This window comes from Jatrophihabitans sp. YIM 134969, assembly GCF_054456675.1.
On the sequence record NZ_JBTJEQ010000004.1, the window covers coordinates 70,237 to 87,949 of the forward strand.

The window sequence follows — 17,713 nt, forward strand, 5'->3', positions numbered from 1 at the left end:
GTCGTCGGTGGTCCGGTCCACCGGTACGGGCGCTCACGCATGCGCCGTGGTGAAGAGCGCCCGCACCTGGGCGGTCGTGAGCGTGTGCGGGAAGACGGCGAACTCGTCGATCGAGCCGTCGACACCGCCCGAACCCCACAGCGCGGATCCGATCTCGATCGGTCCGGCCGCGGTGGCGAGCGGGCTGGAGAAGTTCAGGCTGCCGAGCGACGCCCCGTCGAGCCACGCCGACGCCTGCCTCCCGTCGGTCGACACCGCGACCTGGTGCCACGTTCCGTCGGTCGGAGAGGTCGAGGTCGGGAACGCCAGCTCCTGGTCGTTCACCTCGAGCAGGACAGTGCCGGAGTCGACGACCACCGAGAACTCCTGGTGAGCAGCCTGCGCACCCCAGGATGCGAGGTACTGCGTCCCACTGCTCGACGTCCGGACCCAGACGACGACCGCGCGGGCCTGGGCGCCCGTCGGCAGCACCGGCGACGCCGTGGCGGCGGCCTGTCCGGAGATCGACACCGACTTGTCCGGGTCGGACGTCAGAGCGCCCTTCTGCCGACGGACCGCTGACGGTAGGTAGCGGCCGTCGGGACCGCCGAGCCAGTCGACGAGGTCACCGCCGTCCCCGAGCCGGTAGTAAGCCGACGGCCCGAGCGCGGCCACCGATGACGCGTAGGTCGTCGCCGACCCGCCCGGAGTGACGGCTGCCGACACGACCTGTGGACCCGATCCGTAGGCGTTGCGGGCGGTGACCGCGAACGTGTACGCGGTCCCGCCCGGAAGTCCACTGAGGACGGCCGAGGTCGCGGTGCCGGGGACGGAGACGACGCCGGCAACGCTGTTTCCGGCGTAGGCGACGACCCGGTAGCTCGCCACGTCGGTCCCGGGGGACGGCGCTGCGGTCCACGTGATGGTGGCCTGGTTGGTTCCCGCGGTGGCCGCGGGTGCTCCGGGAGCGCCAGCCGGTGCGTAACCACCCGCCGCGAACAACTGCGCGATCGTTGCACCAGACAAGGCCGCGGGGAACACCGCCACCTCGTCGAGAGTCGATCCCGAGGGACCGTTGTCGCCGCTCACGTCGCCGCCGACCTGGAGCAGGTTCGACGGGGCTGTGTCGAGGCGGTTCAGGAACGTTGCACTACGCACAGGCGAGCCGTCGAGGTACAGCGTGAAGGTGCGCCCGCTCGTGGACAGCGCAAGCAGGTGCCACGCCCCGTCCTCCGGCGTGCCGGCAGGGGCGAAGTACTGCTCGCCGCCGATCTCGACACCGATGCCGGTCGGATCGACGTCGAGTTGCACCGAGCGCGCGGTGCCCGCGGAACCCCAGGCGAGTACGGCGTGCCGCGTCTCGTCCGGCTGCGCTGCTCTGAACCAGACGGTGGCCGTCCGTGGTGAGTCGCCGGTGGGCAGCGCGGTACGGACGCTCGCCACGGCGTCGCCCCCGGAGGTGACGGCCTTGTCCGGGTCGCCGACCACCGCGCCCCGGGCGCCCAGCACGGCGCCGGGAGCGTAGGACGCAGCGGACGCCCGGCCCGCGGAGTCCGCGGCGACAGATGCCGAGTCGCCCAATCGCAGATAGGCTGTCGGCCCCATCGCCAGCACGGCCGACGCGTACGTCGTCGTGGTGCCGGACACCGCCGCTCCAGCGGTGGGGGCGGACCAGTCGCCCCAGCCGTACGCGTTCAGGGCACGGACCCGGAAGCTGACCGCCCCCGCCTGCAGCCCGCCGACGACCACGGTGGTCACGGTGGGGCCAACCGTCACTGCGGGGCCTCCGCCACCCGCGACGCTCGACGACACCTGGAAAGCACTGATCTTCTCCCCGCCGGTGGGCGGCGCGGTCCACGTCACCGTCGCCCGGTTCACGCCAGGCTGGGCGGCCACGGCCGTTGGCGCCGGCGGTCGGGCTGCGCCTGCCGCAGCGAAGTGGGCCGCGACGCGGGCGGAGGTGAGGGTGGTGCCGTAGACGGACACCTGCGCCAGACCGAACCCCTGGCCAGGCCCGTCGTAACCGAGAGCCGAGGACCCCAGGCCGAGTGCGCTGGACTGGGTCTGCAGCGCCTTCTTGAACGTCGCGGTGCCGAGGGCCGCGGCGTCGACCCACCCCGCTGCCCCCGCGGAACCGTAGGACACGTCGAGCATGTGCCAGTGGCCGTCGGCGAGCGGGAACGGCGTCGTGAACGTGCGGGTGGCGCCCCCGATCGTCACGCCGACCGAGCCGGGTGCGACGGTCACGCCGAAGGCGGTGCCGTTCGCGCTCCGGCCCCACCCGACCACGGTGCCCGACGTCGTGCTGCCGGAGGGCAGTCGCACCCACGCCTCCACGGTGCGCGCGGTGTCGTTGAGAGGCAGCGAGATGACCGGGCGCGCGATGGCGTCCTCGTTCGAGACCACCAGTCCCGTGCTCGGGTCGTTGCGGACCGGACCCGTCGTCGTCCCGCCGGTGCTCCCGTTGAGGATCTGCGTCGCCGTCACCTGGTGGCCTGCCGACTCGCTGACGGTGGTGCCAGCGGAGTCCGCGAGACGGAAGTACGCAACCGGGTTGTCCACGAGGACGGCTGCGCTGTAAGGCACGGCCGTTCCGGTGACCGTGACCGCAGAGGACGTTCCGGCCGGCCCCGCCCCGTACGCGTTCCGCGCCGCCACCGTGAACGAGTACGACGTCCCGCCGGCGAGCCCGCCGACGACTGCCGACTTGGCCGCGCCCTTGACGACCGTGCTGTTGACTGCACGTCCGCCGGTCACCGCAGTGACCACGTAGTCCGTGAGCAGCGTGCCGGGACTCGCCGGTGCGGTCCACGACACGGTGGCCGTGTTCGTACCGGCCGCGGCGGTGACGGCGGTCGGCACGGCCGGGCGCCCGTAGCCGGACGCGGTGAAGATGCCTGCAACCTCACCCGCGCCGAGAGCGCGGTCGAACACGGCGAGTTCGTCGAGACGCGCTCCGACGGGGCCGTTGGAGCCGTCTACGTATCCGCCGAGGGTCAGCGGCCCGTCCGGGTCGGTCGCGATCGTGTCGCCGAAACCTCCCGATCCGACCTGACGGCCGTCGACGAAAGACGTCCAGGTGAGGCCGTCGTAGGTCACCGCCAGCAGGTGCCAGCCGCCGTCGGCGAGCGACGGGGTCGCTGCCCATCGCGTCGACCCGTCCACCGAGACGCCGAGCGAGGCGCGGGTCGCCACGACCGAGAACTGCTGTCCAGGACTGTCCGATCCCCAGCTCAGCACGGTGGCGGGGGCATCACCCAGGGACGGGTCGTTGATCCACACCATCGCGGTGCGCGGATCGTTCTGTGCCGGGAGCGGCACACCCGCCACGGCGGTGGCCCCGGCGTAGGGGTTCTGGCCCGTGACCGCGGCCGAGCCGTCCACGTCCCCGACCGGTGCGCCGACCGAGGCGTGGACCGCGTTGTCGTACGGGTTGTAACTGCCGTCGTGGGTAGCGCCCGAGGAGTCGGTCAGAGTCCGGCCGGCGTCGCCGAGGCGGTAGTACGCGACCGGCTGTGCCGACTGCACGGTCGACGCGTACGTGGTCGACGATCCCGTCACGGTGACGGCGGCCGACGTCGAGGGAACGCCCCAACCGGACGCGTTGCGGGCCTCGACACGGAACGTGTAGCCCCCGGCCGCGGGCAACCCGGTCAGCACGGCCGACCCGGCGCCCGGGGCAACGCTCTCACTCGCGGCGACCTTCGTCCCCGCCAGCGCTGTGACGCGGTACTCGACGATCGGACGCGAAGCGGCTGCGGGCGGGGTCCAGGACACCGTGGCGCGGTTGACCCCGGCGACCGCACCCACACCGCTCGGTGCAGCGGGCGTGCTCAGTCCCGACGCCGCGTAGTGGGTGGCGACATCGCTCGCGGTGAGGGCGGTGGGCAGCACCGAGACATCCGCGAGTGCTCCGTAGTCGGGACCCAGCGCGCTCGAGATGCCGGGAGCGAGCGCACCGAGGAACAATCCACCGTCACCGTCAGTGGGTGCCGGCGTGGTGTCGAGTGGGCCGTCGAACCGCTCGCTGCCGAGAGGCCGCCCGTCGGCGTACGCCCGCACGGCGGCGCTGCCGTACGTCACCACAACCTGGTGCCAGGCGCCATCGTGCAGCGTCGACGACGTCGGGAAGCCCACCCGGTCGGCACCCGCATCGACGACGACGCTCGTGTTGTCGACGCCGACTGCGAAGGCGGCGTCGACGTCGCCACCGCCCCAGGACACCAACGTCTCGACCGTGCCGTCGGGATACAGGGACACGTCGGCGCCGGCAGCGGACCGGTACCAGGCCTCCACCGTGCGAGCGGAGTCGTACAGGGGCACGTCGGTCGGGGCGACGCCGATCCCGCGTCCGCTCGGATCGGGCGAGGTGCCGGTGTCACCTGCGAGCGGGCCGTCCTGCCCCTGCTGGGCGCCGACGGCGTACGTCCCGTCGACTGCGTGCGCCGACGAGTCGGTCATGGGTGTCCCCGCGGCATCGGCCAGGCGGTAGAAAGCGGACGGGCCGGCGGCCAGGACGGTTGCGTCGTAGGTCGCCGTGGAGCCGCCGACAACGACGTGGTTCGTCACCGCTGCCGCGCCCGTCCCCGCCTGGTTGATCGCGACGATGCTGAACGATGCGTCACCCGCGGCAAGGCCGGCCACGGCGGCGCCGGTCGCGTCCCCCGCTATCGAGACGGTTCGGCCGGTGTCCCGGCCCGACACGACCCGGAGGATGTACGCGCTCGTGGGCTGGTCGGGGTCGGAGTTGTCGCCCCACGTGATCTGGGCCCGGTTGGGACCCGCGGCTGCAGCGTGAGCCACGGCCACCGGTTGCGGTCGCGCGTAGCCCGACAAGGCGTACTCGGCGGCGATGCGGTCGGCCGACAGAGCGGAGGGGAAGACGGCCAGGTCCTGCAGGTCACCGACGTAGTAGCCGAACTGAAGCGCATCGACCCCCAGGCTCAGTTGACTACCGACCGTGGCGAGCCCTCCGTCCGGTGTCGCGCTCCCCTGCGCCCGGCCGTCCAGGTACGCGCGGACGGTCGTGCCGTCGTAGCTCAGCGCGACCTGGTGCCACTGCCCGTCGGTCACCGGGTGGTCGGTCCGGAACACCGTGACCCGGCCGTACCCCTGGTCGAGGGTGATACCGGCGGCCCGCACGCCCACCGCGAACTCCTCCCCACCGTTCGCCGGGTCGCCCCAACCGACCACTGCAGTCGACGAGGTCGCTGTGCTGGTGTTGACCCACACCGAGGCCGTACGAGCCGCGTTGCCCGTGGGCAGAGTGGAGGGGCTCGCGAGGATCGACTGGTACGAACCCGGCGTCGCGACCCCCGTGCCTGGATCGGTCAACAGCGCACCCGGACGCCCCAGGACCGCATCGGCCGACAACGCGGCGTCCGCCGCCGCCACACCGGAATCGGCCACCACCCCGCCGTCACGCTCTCCGAGCCGGAAGTACGCCGACGGGCCATCGGCGAGCACGGCGCCGGCGTACGTCGCTGTGGAGCCCGTCGGCGTGACAGCAGGCGCGGGAGCCGCCACCCCGCGACCACAGGAGTTCACTGCCGACACGCCCATGACCGTCGGGCTCCCAGCGGCAGTTCCCGTGACCGTGACCGATCGCGTGCTGCGGGCCGTCGCACGCGCGAGTCCCGGCGCGGCCCCGCTCACCTCACGTACGACGTAGCCCGTGATCGAGCTGGCCCCGGTCGTCGGAGCGTCCCAGGACACGGTGATCTGGTCGTCCCCGGCGACGGCGCGCACGTTGCCCACCGCCGGAGGAGTCGTGCATCCGGCGCTGGGGATGGCAGCCGGTGCCGTGAGCGGACGGTCCAGGTGACGATGACGGCCGGACGTCGAGGTCGTACTAGAGGAACCCGATCGTGCCGCGGACGGCGGCGCCTGGGTCGGCGCCGACCGGCCCGTTGCCGGACGGGCGATGTCGGAGCGGGATGATCGCGCGACCGGCGCAACGGTCGAAGCGCCGGCCGGCAGCGGCCCCGCGACACTCGCCGAGGCCACCACCAGCGCAGCCGTTGCCAGCGCACCACGTCGCACCGCTCGCACGGGAACTCCTCGATCTGAGCCGACCGCGTCCATGGCGAACGCGGTGCCGCACTTAAGCACGAGCAATGAGAAAGAACAAGGATCAGTGGTGGCAATGGATTGCACAGCAGGGAAAGTGCTTCAGGGACTGAGGTTTCGGGGCGACTGGACGGCATTTGCCGGAATTGCGCGAAACACATGATGTAATTTCGCGGGATCGTCCTGTCCGCCGCTACAGCCGAAAGTCCGGACCATGCCTCACGGCCTCCCAACCGTCACCCGTCGATCCGCGCTCGCTGGCGCTGCAGCCCTCGGTGCCGGCGTCGTGGGCGGAGCAGTCGGCTGGGGACTCGCACCCCACCGTGAGGCAGAGGCGGGCGCCCGGGCCGGGGACTCGAAGACGGTCACCGGCGACCGGCCGTCGGGCGACGGCGGCAGCGACCCGGTCACCGGTAGGCGGCCCTTCCTGCGCCTCGCGGCGTTGGACGTCGTCACGACCGATCCGGCGGCACTCGCGGCGCTGCTGGAGCGGTGGACGACCGTTTCGGTCGGAGTCGATGCCACCGCGCAGCTCGGGTTCGGGGAGTCGGTCTTCGACGAACGGTTCGGCCTCGCAGCTCGGAAACCCCCAGCGCTGACCACACTTCCGGATACGGGTCTGGATCGCAGCACCTCGCACGGCGATCTGCTGCTGAGGGTGACCGCCGATTCTGAAGGCGCAGCGTCCGAGTCCCTGGACACGTTCCTCGGTGCATCGCAGGGGGCAGCGCGGCCGCGCTGGTTGCGATCGGGACACGTCGGTCCTCGTGACGCCCAGTCACGCGTGCGCAATCCTCTCGGATTCGTCGACGGCACCGGTAATCCCGTCGTCGGCTCACCTGAGTTCCACCGCACTGTCACTGTGGTCGACACCGCGCCGGAGTGGCTGCGGGGCGGCAGCTTCCTCTGCTTCCGGCGCATCCGCGTCGACGTCGCACGCTGGTCGGCGATGACCACCGCCGATCAGCAGATCGTCATCGGCCGCCGGGAGGATGACGGCGCGCCGCTGTCGGGCGGCTCACCCACCAGCGACGTCGACCTCACCGCCGTCGACGCCAACGGCCAGCTGCTGATCCCGGAAGACAGCCACGTCCGTCTCACCGCGCCCGCTGCGAACTCGGGCGCGACGATGTTCCGCAACAGCTACGACTACGACGACGGGCTGACAGCGGCGGGCTCTCGCGACACGGGCCTGTTGTTCATGGCGTGGGTCGCGGACCCACGGTCGCAGTTCGCGCCGGTCCTGCAACGCATGCTGCGATCCGACCGCCTCAACGAGTTCACGACCCACACCTCGACCGGCGTGTGGGCCTTCCCCGCCGCCGGTGGTCGGTTCGGCGCCGGCCTCCTCTGACCGTCAGAGGTCGACGTGCGCGCCCATGACCACGGTGCGGTCGTCGGGGAGCATGAAGTACTCGGCCGGGTTGGTCGCGTTGTGCGCGAGCCCCACGAACAACCGCTTGCGCCAGCGGGGCATGGAGTGGTCGTCACCCTCCTGCACGGAGATGCGCGACAGGAAGTAGTAGGCGTTGTCGACGTCGAGGTCGAGTTCCGGCGCCGTGCCGCTCGCCCGGCGCAGCATCGCGGGGATGTCCTGGTCGTCCTGGAAGCCGAAGCGCATGGCGACGTGGACGATGCCGTCGTCGAGGTGGTCGAGGTTGTCGACGGTGATCCGTTCCTCGACCGGCACGTGCGGCACGTTCTGGGGCAGGACCGAGACGATGACGACCTTCTCGTGCAGGACGTGGTTGAAGTCGAAGTTCTCGCGCAGGGCGAGCGGGGTCGTCTCTTTCGTGGGGTGCGGGAACACGGCCGTCCCCGGGACCCGGCTGCACGGCTCGAGGTTGAGGTGGTCGACGAACTCCTGCAGGGAGCCCTCGAGGTCCTTGCGGCGCTTGGTGATGATGCGACGTCCGCGCTGCCACGTCGTCATGACCGTGACCACGATGATCGCGACCACCAGCGGCAGCCAACCGCCGTGCACCACCTTGGTGAGGTTGGCCGCGAAGAACGTGAGCTCGAGCCCGCCGAAGACCACCGCGAGGATCGTCAGCTGCCAGACCTTCCAGCCCCACTGGGTCGCGGCCACGACGAGGAACAGCGTCGTGGTGAGGATCAGCGTGCCGGTCACGGCGAGGCCGTAGGCCGTCGCGAGCTTGTCCGACGACTGGAAGGCGACGATGAGGATCGTGACGCCGCCGAAGAGCAACCAGTTGACGACCGGGACGTAGATCTGGCCCATCTCGCGTTCGGAGGTGTGCTTGACCGTGATGAGCGGCAGGAACCCGAGCCGCACCGCCTGGCGGGAGACCGAGAACGCGCCCGAGATGACGGCCTGGCTCGCGATGAGCGTGGCGAGGGTCGCCAGCACCACCATCGGGATCTGCGCCCAACTCGGCAGCATCAGGTAGAACGGGTTCGACACCGCGGACGGGTCGTCAAGGATGAGCGCCCCCTGCCCGAGGTAGTTGAGGGTCAGCGCCGGGAACACGAGGAAGAACCAGGCCCGCCGGATCGGCGGTCGGCCGAAGTGACCCATGTCGGCGTAGAGGGCCTCGGCGCCGGTGATGACCAGGACCACCGCACCCATCGCGATGAACGCGATGTAGAGGTGGTCGGTGACGAAGAGCAGGGCGTAGGTCGGCGACAGGCCGCGCAGGATGCCGGGGCCGTCGACGATGTGCGGGATGCCCGTTACCGCGAGGGCCACGAACCAGACGATCATCACCGGGCCGAACAACCGCCCGACCTGGTGGGTGCCGAACCGTTGCACCACGAACAGCACCACGAGCACGGCGATGCCGATCGGCAGCACGACGTCGGCGAGGTCCGGTGCCGTGACCTCGATGCCCTCGACGGCTGACAACACGGAGATGGCCGGCGTGATGATGCTGTCGCCGTAGAACAGGGAAGCACCGAGCACGCCGAGAAACATCGAGATGCCGACGAGCTTCGCCCGGCTGCGTTTGACCCGTCCGGTCTGGGGGTCGACGTTCTCGCCGCGGCGGACGAGAGCCGCCAACGCCATGATCCCGCCCTCGCCGTCGTTGTCGGCGCGCAGGATGAAGGCGACGTACTTGATCGACACCACGATGGTGATGGACCAGAAGACCAGCGAGATCACGCCGTAGACGTCGTCGGGCGTGGCCCGCACCGCGCCGTCGTCGATCGAGAACACGGTCTTGAGCGCGTAGAGCGGGCTGGTGCCGATGTCGCCGAAGACCACCCCGAGGGCGCCGACCGCGAGCCCGACCATGCCGGTGTGCTTGACCGCGGGGTGCGGACGCCCGCCGGCCTCGGCCGGGTCGCCCGCGGAGGCGGGGTCGGACGGTGTCGGAGTCCCGGTCGAGGGTGGGCCGGCCGGGCCGGACGACGCGAGGTCGGACGGCTCGGCGATGGGCGTCTGGTCCGACACCTCGGAACTCACGGGTCCCAGTGTGCCCTCCCGGCCCGCGGAGTACCGGAGGCGGCACTCACCAGGGGACGGTGGCGCCCCGGTGGTCGAGGAACTGCAGCCCGCCGTGCCCCGCGTTGGCCTCGATGGTGCTCACCACGCCGCGGCTGCTCTCCTCCACCGACAGGCCGGCGTCCGCACCGCCCATCTCCGTCCGCACCCAGCCCGGCGCCATGAGCAGCAGGGTGCGCGGGTCGTCGGGGTGGCGGGCGGCGAAGCTGCGCATGAGCTGGTTCAGCGCCGACTTGCTGGCGCGGTAGAGCTCCCAGCCGGTGACGCGGGTGTTGTTCGTGATGCTCCCCTGCCCCGACGACATCACCCCGATCGTGCCGGTCGGGGGCACCAGGTCCTGGAAGCGTTCGACGAAGCGCATCGGGCTCAGGGCGTTCGTCACCATCAACCGCTCGAAGGTGTCGGTCGCGACGTCGGCCACGGTCTCCGAGCGCTCGTGGGTGACGCCGGCGTTGACGAACACGAGGTCGAAGCTCCGGCCGGCGAGGCGGTCGTGCAGGGCACCCACCTGGTCGGGTTCGTCGATGTCGACGGTCTCGAGCTCCAGCCGTCCCTCCGACCGCGCCGCGAGCGCCGGCAACTCACCCGGGTGGGTGCGGGTGGTGGCGACCACCCGCCAGCCGTCGTCCAGGAAGCGCTCGACCAGCCCCAGTCCGATCCCCCGCGACGCCCCCACGACCAGCGCCGTCCGGCCCTCCGGTTCCGTCATGTCACCCTCCCGTTCGCTCATCAGCCGTTGAGTCGACCGTAGCCCCTTCGCTCAACACCGGTAGAGTGAGTTGCGTGACGTCGTCCGAGGGCACCCGCGCCGCGCGACGCGCCGAGACCGCGCGCCGCATCCTGGCCGCGGCCCGGGAGGAGTTCGGCCGCCACGGCTACGAGGCGACGACCGTGCGCGCCGTCGCCGCCCGAGCCGGCGTCGACCCCTCACTGGTCATGCAGCACCACGGCTCGAAGGCCGCACTGTTCACCAGCGCGATCCAGTGGGACGACGCCGATGCCGACGACGTCGAGACGCACCTGCAGGCGGTCGTCGACAAACGCCTGGCGGGCCTGCCGCCGGAGATGACCGCCCTCGTCCGCTCGATGCTGACCGTCCCCGAGGCGACGGCCTCGATGCGCGAGTACCTCGACGACCGGGTCACGAACCTCGCCCGGGGCCTCGGCGGCGAGGACGCCGAGCTCCGCGCCGCCCTCACGGTCAGCAGCCTGCTCGGCCTCACGCTCGCCCGTCACTTCCTGCACCTGCAGGCCTTCGAGGACGCCTCCGACGACGACCTCACCCGCGTCGCGCGCGCGTGGATCGCCCAGGCCGCCGGCACGCCGGCTACTCCGCGTCGCGACCCGTGATGCTCTGGACGTCGGTGGCGCGGCCCGCCTCGAAGTCCCGCTCGTCGTCGTGGTGCAGCCCGGTCCCGGCCGCAGGGTCCTCGTCGCCGGCCGGTCGCTCCAGCTCGCCCGCCCACGTCGGCTCCGGCGGCGCGTCCTGACCCTCCACCTCGCCGTCGCGCACCAGCGCGGTCGGGAGGCCGGCCGAGAACCAGCGGTCCTCGTGGGTCGAGAACGGGTCGCGGTACCAACCTTCGGCGCTCATGACCTCAGCCTGCGCAAGCCGGGTGAACAGCAGGTGACGCACCTCCGCCCCGCGGCGACCCGAGGGTCAGCTCGCGACGGTCCAGACGGCCACGTCGGGCGGGATCTGGTCGCCGTCGAGAGGGCCGCTCGCGAGCAGGACCTCACGACCCGCGGGCAGGCCGACCGGGGTGGTGCCCATGTTGACCACGACCACGACCTGTCGGGCGCTGTCTTCCGGGGTGATCGCGAACGCGAGCACGTCGTCCGGGTAGCCGTCGACCCACTGCAACGCGCCACGCCCGAGCCCGCGGTCGCGGCGTTCGCGCAACAGCGCCCGGTAGAGCTCCAGCGTCGAGCCGGGGACACCGGTCTGCCGGTCGACCGCGAGACCGCCGTAGCGGGCGGGCTGGGGCAGCCACGAGTTCTCCGAAGGCCCGAAGCCGAACGACGGCGCGTCGCCCTCCCACGGGATCGGGACCCGGCAGCCGTCACGGCCGCGTTCGGTACGCCCCGAACGGATCCAGGTCGGGTCCTGACGCACGTCGTCGGGCAGGTCGGTGACGTCGGGCAGGCCGAGTTCCTCGCCCTGGTAGACGTAGGCCGAGCCGGGCAGGGCGAGCATCGCCGTGGTGATCGCGCGGGCACGGGCGAGGCCGAGGACGGCGTCGGGCTGCGGGTCGTCCGCGCCGATCCCCTTCATGCCGTGCAACCCCGGCTTCGGCGGGAAGCCGAACCGGGAGGCGTGCCGGACGACGTCGTGGTTGCTCATGACCCACGTCTGCGGCGCCCCGACCTCGTCGGCCACCTCGAGCGACGCGGTGATGCCAGACCGGAACTCGGGCGCGATCCACGAGGTCATGAGAAAGTCGAAGTTGAACGACTGGTGCAGCTCGTCGGGTCGGATGTAGCGGGCCATCGCGTCGGCCGGCTGCACCCACGCCTCGGCGCACAGGATGCGGTCGGCGTCCTCGCCCGGAACCGCGTAGGAGTCGGTGATCCGGCGCCACGAGCGGTAGATCTCGTGGACGCCCGGCTGGTCCCACATCGGCTGGTTGCCGGTCGGTTCGCCGGTGTGGTCCTGCCGGGTCGGGCCGTCGGGCAGGCCGTCCTTCTTCACCAGGCCGTGGGCGACGTCGATGCGGAAGCCGTCGACACCGCGGTCGAGCCAGAACCGGATGATCGACTCGAACTCCGCCCGCACCTCGGGGTTGGTCCAGTCGAGGTCCGGCTGGGTGACGTCGAAGATGTGCAGGTACCACTGGCCGTCGGGCACGCGCGACCAGCCCGGCCCGCCGAACACCGACACCCAGTTGTTCGGCGGTTCGTCCCCGTCCGGGCCGCGGCCGTCACGGAAGACGTACCGCGCACGCTCGGGGCTTCCCGGCCCGGCGGCGAGCGCCGCGCGGAACCACGGGTGCTCGGACGACGAGTGGTTGGGCACCAGGTCGACCAGCACCCGCAAGCCGAGTTCGTGGGCGCGCGCGAGCATCGCGTCGGCGTCGGCGAGGGTGCCGAAGCGCGGGTCGACGTCGCGGTAGTCGGCGACGTCGTAGCCGGCGTCGTTCTGCGGGGAGACGTAGAACGGCGAGAGCCAGACCGCGTCGACGCCGAGGTCACGTAGGTGAGGCAGCCGCGCCGTGATGCCCGGCAGGTCGCCGATGCCGTCGCCGTCCGCGTCGGCCCAGGACCGCGGGTAGATCTGGTAGATGACGGCGTCGCGCCACCACTGTCCGGCGGGCGTGACGGGGTGGACGACGGGGCCGAGGGCGGCGGAAACGTTGCCGGAGGTCACCGCCGTCACTGTAGTGACGGTGTCAGCGGTGGGTCAGCGCGACGTAGCCACGCGGGCGGTCAGCCGCCGTACGGACGGGCGGGGCTCCCCAACGACTCGCCGAGGTCGAGGGTGAACACCGAACCCGCGAGGGGGTCGTCACCGTCGTCGAGGTTCTCGCGCGACGTCGTGACGTACAGGCGGTCGAGGTCGGTGCCGCCGATCGTGCAGGAGCTCACCTGCCGGGCACCGACGTCCACCACGGTGTCCAGACGGCCGTCGACGTCGTACCGCCGGACCGCGCCTCCGCCCCACATCGCGACCCACACCGCACCGGTGCGGTCGACCGTGAGGCCGTCGGGACCGCCGTCGTCGGGGTCGATGTGGACGAACGGCCGACGGTTGACCAGGCCGACGTCCCACGCGTAGTCGAACTGCCAGACCGTCTGGGTCGGGGTGTCGTTCCAGAACACGGTCGTGCCGTTGGGTGCCCAGTCGAGGCCGTTGGCGACCGAGGCGTCCTGCAGCTGCACCGTGACGTCGCCGGAATCGTCGAGGCGATAGAGGGTTCCGGCGCCCTCGCGGCCGTCCCACGCCATCGAGCCGCACCAGAAGTTGCCCGCGGGGTCACAGCCGCCGTCGTTCATGCGGATGTCGTCGGGCAGCAGCTCTGTTGCTGGGTGCAACGTTCCGGTCGCGTCGAGCAGCGCGAAGCCACGCTCGGTCCCGACCACCGCTCCCCCGCCGACCCGCGGCCGGACGCAGGCGGCGAACCGACCGACCTGGGTCCGGTGGCGGGTGCCGTCCGGGAACAGGTCGACCAGCTCACCCTCGTAACCGTCGACGAGGCGCAGGTGACCGGTCGGCCACGCGGTGGTGCCGGGCCACCACACCGCGCCCTCGCCGTGGTGGGTGATCCCGGCAGCGAACACCTCGGCCTGGGGCATGGGAGAACCCTACGATGACGGCGTGACGTCACTCGTGCTGCCGGTCGCCGTGGACATCCGTGAGGTCGGCCCGCGCGACGGCCTGCAGATCGAGGCGCCGATGGCGTGGAGCGACAAGGCCGCCATGCTGGAGGCGCTGACCCGGACCGGCGCCCGGCGCATCGAGGCCACCAGCTTCGTCTCACCGCGCGCCGTGCCGAGCATGGCCGACGCCGAGCAGGTCGCCGAGTTCGTCCAGCGCTTCCCGGACATCCACTGGAGTTCGCTGGTCGCGAGCGTGAACGGCGCCAAGCGCTCCATCGCCGCCGGGCTGGTGAACCTGGAGTACGTGGTGTCGGCCTCGAACGAGCACAGCCTGGCCAACGTCGGCCGCAGCACCGACGACTCCATCGCCCTCATCGGCGAGATCGCCGACCTCGCCCACGCCGCGGGCGGCGCGCTCGAGGTCATCGTCGCGACGGCGTGGGACTGCCCGTTCGCGGGCCGCACCCCGTCCGCCGACACCGTGCGGGTGCTGGCCGAAGCCGTCGGACGCGGCGCCGACGCGCTTGCTCTCGGCGACACCATCGGCACCACCACCCCCCGCCGGGTCGTCGACTTGGTCGAGGACGCCCGCGAGATGCTCGCCGACCGCGACCGGGCCGGTACAGACATCGGCGTGCACTTCCACGACACCCGCGGCACCGGCATCGCCAACGCCCTCGCCGCCGTCCAGGCGGGCGTGACCAGCCTCGACGCCAGCGTCGGCGGCCTCGGCGGCTGCCCGTTCGCCCCGGGCGCCAGCGGCAACATCGCGACCGAGGAGCTGGTCTACATGCTCGAGGAGTCCGGCGTCGCCACCGGCATCGACCTCGACGCCGTCCTCGACGCCGCCGCGGCCACCGAGAAGGGCGTCGGTCACGGGCTGCCGGGCTCGCTCTACCGCGCCGGCGGCCGCAGCGTCCCGCAACCCCGCACCTGATCGATCAGGCGGCGGGGCCCTCGACGAGGGTGACCGTCGCGGACTGCGACTGACCGGCGGCGGTCGTCCAGGTCAGCGACACCGAGTCGCCGGGCGCGAGCTTCGCCATCGCGGCCGACAGGTCGTCGGCGGATCCGATGCGCGTGCCGTCGATCGCGGTGATGGTGTCCCCCGCGACCAGACCGGCGCCGGCGGCGGGCAGGCCGTCGACGACGCCCGCGACGGTGGCGCCGTCGCCCGTCTGCTGCTGGGCGAGCGAGACACCGAGGAACGCGGGCAACCCGATGGTGACGGTGTCCGACGCCGTGCCGGAGACGATCTGCTGGGCGATGGTGAGCGCGTCGCCGATCGGGATGGCGTAGCCCGCGGCCGTCGCTCCACTGCTGGTGGTCGCGGCGGCGGTGTTGATGCCGACGACCTCACCCTGCGCGTCGTAGAGGGGGCCGCCGGAGTCGCCCGCCTCGATCGCGGCGTTCGTCTGCAGCAGACCCTGCAACTGCTCGGCGTTGGCGCCGTCCTCGTCGGTCGCGGTGATCGACTGCCCGGTCGCGGTGACCGTGCCCGTGGCCGCGGTGAGCGATCCGGTCCCGCCGGCGTTGCCGACCGCGACGACCGAGGTGCCCGCGGCGATGTTCGAGGTCGTGTCGGTCGTGACGGTCGCGAGGCCCGAGGCGCCGGTCAGCTTGATGACCGCGACGTCGTCGCTCGCGTCGGTCCCGACGACGGTGGCGTTGTAGGTCCGCCCGGTGCTGATCACGGTGACCCGGATCGAGGTCGAGCCCTCGACGACGTGGTTGTTGGTCAGCACCGTGCCGTCGGAGCCGATGATCATCCCGGTCCCGGCCGCCTGCGCGTTCTGGTAGCCGAGCACGGTGTCGATGACCACGACGCCCCGGCTCTGGGCATCGGTCGCGTCGGACTTCACGCTGTTCGACGTGCCGGTGCTGCCACCGTCGGAACCCGTTCCGTCCGTACCCCCGGGGACACCGTCGGACCCGTTCGTGCCGTCCCCACCCTCGCCCGGCGTGACACCGGAGCCGAAGCCCGGGAACTGGCGGTCGGGACGGGTGTCGGAGTTCGGGGCGGCGGTGGCACCTGCGGCCGACGGCGTGCTCGTGCCCGGGTCGACCGCGGCGCCGATGCCGACACCGGCGCCGATGAGGGCCAGGGCGGCGGCACCGGCGACCAGCACGCGGCCGGTGCGCCGCTTCGGCGCGACGGCGGCGGGAACGGCCTGGGTCGGAGCCGTCCAGGTGGGCGGCGGGTAGGCGGGCGGCGGCGGGTAGGCGCTCCCCGCCGGGTGGCCCTGCTGCGACCAGTCGTACGGCGCGGCCGGTGGCGGCGTCCAGATCGACCCGATCGCCGGGCGGGACCCGGGTGCGGGAGCCGACCACCCGGCGGACGACGGCGGCACCGGCGAGGTGTGGCCGTCCGGCGGAGCCGGGGTGCTCGGTCGGGAGCCGTCGTCGGGCTGGAGGGACTGCTGCGGGTCCTGCGGGGCGTCCCGGTCCATGGTGGTGTCTCCTCGTGTCCAGCGGGCGGGAAGGCCCGGCAGGAACGAGAGAACCGCTGGCGGCGAGATGAACCCTGAGCGATGACCAGGCGGATCCTGTGAACGACCGCCTCGAACACAACCCGAACAACCAGGGTCAGGACACCTTGAACAACGACTTGCCGTACCAGTCGCCCGGCGCGGACAGCCCCGGCGGGACGGCCCAGATGCCACTGCCGACGTGGCGGATGTACTCGTTGAGCGCGTCGTGCTGGCCCAGTCGCGTCTGCACCGGGATGAACCCGGTGCGCGGGTCGTTCTGGAACGCGATGAAGAACAGGCCGGCGTCGAGCGCCCCGGTCTGCGGGTCGTTGCCGTCGGTGTACGAGTAGCCGCGCCGCAGCAGCTTCGCGCCGTTGTTGGTCTCGGGGGCGGCCAACCGGATGTGGGCGTCGGGGGCGATGACCGGCTGGCCACCCTTCGCCGCGGTGAGGTCGACGGCGTCGAACTCCTGCGTCCCGGTCAGCGGCGCGCCACTGACCTTCGAGCGACCGAACACCGCCTCCTGGTCGGCGAGGAAGTCGGCGTCCCAGCTCTCGATGAACATCCGGATGCGGCGCGCGACGAGGTACGAGCCGCCGGTCATCCACGGCTGGTCGGTGTCGTCGCCGACCCAGACGTGGCCCGACATCGTGTCGGTGTCCTCGGACTTGATGTTGTTGGTGCCGTCCTTGAACCCCATGAGGTTCCGCGGGGTCGACTGCGCCGACGAGGTCGTCGACGTCCGGCCGAACCCCAACTGCGACCAGCGCATCGTGACCACACCACGACCCATGCGGCTGAAGTTGCGGATGACGTGGAAGGCCACCTGCGGGTCGTCCGAGCAGGCCTGCACGCACAGGTCGCCGCCCGAGCGCACCGGGTCCAGGGCGTCACCGGCGAACGACGGCAGGTCGACCAACGCCTCCGGCCGACGGTCCTGCAACCCGAACCGGTCGTCGAACAACGACGGCCCGAAGCCCACGGTCACGGTGAGGTTCGACGGGCCGACCCCGAGAGCTTCCCCCGTGTCGATCGGAGGATTCTGCGGCGCGGTCTCGATCGAGCCGATCGGCTCGCCCTGGGTCAGGCGTGACGCCGCGGCCGCCCACTTGGCGAGCAGGACCTGCAGCGCCATCGGGTCGGCGGTGCGGACGTCGTACGCCGCGAACGCCAACCGGTCCTGGGCGGGCGTCGCGATGCCCGCTTGGTGCTCGCCGTAGAACGCGACGTGCTGCGGCGACGGGGACGTCGGCGAGGCGCCGGCGTCCGTCGCCTTGGCGACGCCGAATCCCGCGGCGCCGGCGGCCACCGCTCCGGCCCCGCCGACGGACCACCCGAGGAAGCGACGGCGGCTGGTGCCACTGCGCTTGCCGGGATCGTTGCTCTGCGCAACCGTGTCGTCGTCGCTCAT

The 17,713-nt window shown here is 72.0% G+C and carries 11 protein-coding genes; 3 read left to right on the forward strand and 8 right to left on the reverse strand.

The window, feature by feature from the left end; genetic code table 11:
* Positions 1–33: 33 nt before the first annotated feature.
* Positions 34–5,445, reverse strand: a complete 5,412-nt coding sequence (locus ACXR2U_RS03795) for a LamG-like jellyroll fold domain-containing protein (RefSeq protein ID WP_458823594.1) — start codon at positions 5,443–5,445, stop codon at positions 34–36.
* 817 nt (positions 5,446–6,262) lie between these two features.
* Here ACXR2U_RS03795 and ACXR2U_RS03800 point away from each other — a divergent pair.
* The gene (locus ACXR2U_RS03800; protein WP_458823595.1) at positions 6,263–7,402 is read left to right on the forward strand and encodes a Dyp-type peroxidase; all 1,140 of its coding nucleotides are present in this window, start codon (positions 6,263–6,265) and stop codon (positions 7,400–7,402) included.
* Positions 7,403–7,405: 3 nt separating this feature from the next.
* Here the strand turns inward: ACXR2U_RS03800 and ACXR2U_RS03805 are convergent, their stop codons facing one another.
* Both ACXR2U_RS03805 and ACXR2U_RS03810 read right to left on the reverse strand, forming a co-directional pair.
* Entirely contained in the window at positions 7,406–9,304 is a 1,899-nt protein-coding gene (locus ACXR2U_RS03805) for a potassium transporter Kup (RefSeq protein WP_458823670.1), read from the reverse strand.
* Positions 9,305–9,521: 217 nt separating this feature from the next.
* Positions 9,522–10,223 carry an SDR family NAD(P)-dependent oxidoreductase gene (locus ACXR2U_RS03810; protein WP_458823596.1) on the reverse strand — a complete coding sequence of 234 codons (702 nt, stop codon included), beginning with the start codon at positions 10,221–10,223 and terminating at the stop codon, positions 9,522–9,524.
* 74 nt (positions 10,224–10,297) lie between these two features.
* On the opposite strand from ACXR2U_RS03810, the gene ACXR2U_RS03815 reads away from it, so the two are divergent.
* The gene (locus tag ACXR2U_RS03815) at positions 10,298–10,864 is read left to right on the forward strand and encodes a TetR/AcrR family transcriptional regulator (protein ID WP_458823597.1); all 567 of its coding nucleotides are present in this window, start codon (positions 10,298–10,300) and stop codon (positions 10,862–10,864) included.
* Here ACXR2U_RS03815 and ACXR2U_RS03820 read toward each other — a convergent pair.
* The 3 genes from ACXR2U_RS03820 to ACXR2U_RS03830 all read right to left on the reverse strand — a co-directional run bounded on the left by ACXR2U_RS03820 (position 10,842) and on the right by ACXR2U_RS03830 (position 13,807).
* Positions 10,842–11,108, reverse strand: a complete 267-nt coding sequence (locus ACXR2U_RS03820) for a hypothetical protein (RefSeq protein ID WP_458823598.1) — start codon at positions 11,106–11,108, stop codon at positions 10,842–10,844. The two genes, ACXR2U_RS03815 and ACXR2U_RS03820, sit on opposite strands and share 23 nt — an antisense overlap.
* A gap of 66 nt (positions 11,109–11,174) precedes the next feature.
* Positions 11,175–12,881, reverse strand: a complete 1,707-nt coding sequence (locus ACXR2U_RS03825) for a glycoside hydrolase family 13 protein (RefSeq protein ID WP_458823599.1) — start codon at positions 12,879–12,881, stop codon at positions 11,175–11,177.
* 59 nt (positions 12,882–12,940) lie between these two features.
* Positions 12,941–13,807, reverse strand: coding sequence for an SMP-30/gluconolactonase/LRE family protein (locus ACXR2U_RS03830; RefSeq protein WP_458823600.1), 867 nt, complete (start codon positions 13,805–13,807; stop codon positions 12,941–12,943).
* A gap of 22 nt (positions 13,808–13,829) precedes the next feature.
* On the opposite strand from ACXR2U_RS03830, the gene ACXR2U_RS03835 reads away from it, so the two are divergent.
* A complete protein-coding gene (locus ACXR2U_RS03835; RefSeq protein ID WP_458823601.1) occupies positions 13,830–14,768 on the forward strand; it encodes a hydroxymethylglutaryl-CoA lyase in 939 nt (312 codons plus the stop codon).
* Positions 14,769–14,772: 4 nt separating this feature from the next.
* Here the strand turns inward: ACXR2U_RS03835 and ACXR2U_RS03840 are convergent, their stop codons facing one another.
* Together ACXR2U_RS03840 and efeB are read right to left on the reverse strand one after the other, a co-directional pair.
* Positions 14,773–16,281, reverse strand: a complete 1,509-nt coding sequence (locus ACXR2U_RS03840; protein ID WP_458823602.1) for a S1C family serine protease — start codon at positions 16,279–16,281, stop codon at positions 14,773–14,775.
* A gap of 136 nt (positions 16,282–16,417) precedes the next feature.
* Complete coding sequence (efeB, locus tag ACXR2U_RS03845) at positions 16,418–17,713, reverse strand: iron uptake transporter deferrochelatase/peroxidase subunit (RefSeq protein ID WP_458823603.1); 1,296 nt, start codon at positions 17,711–17,713, stop codon at positions 16,418–16,420.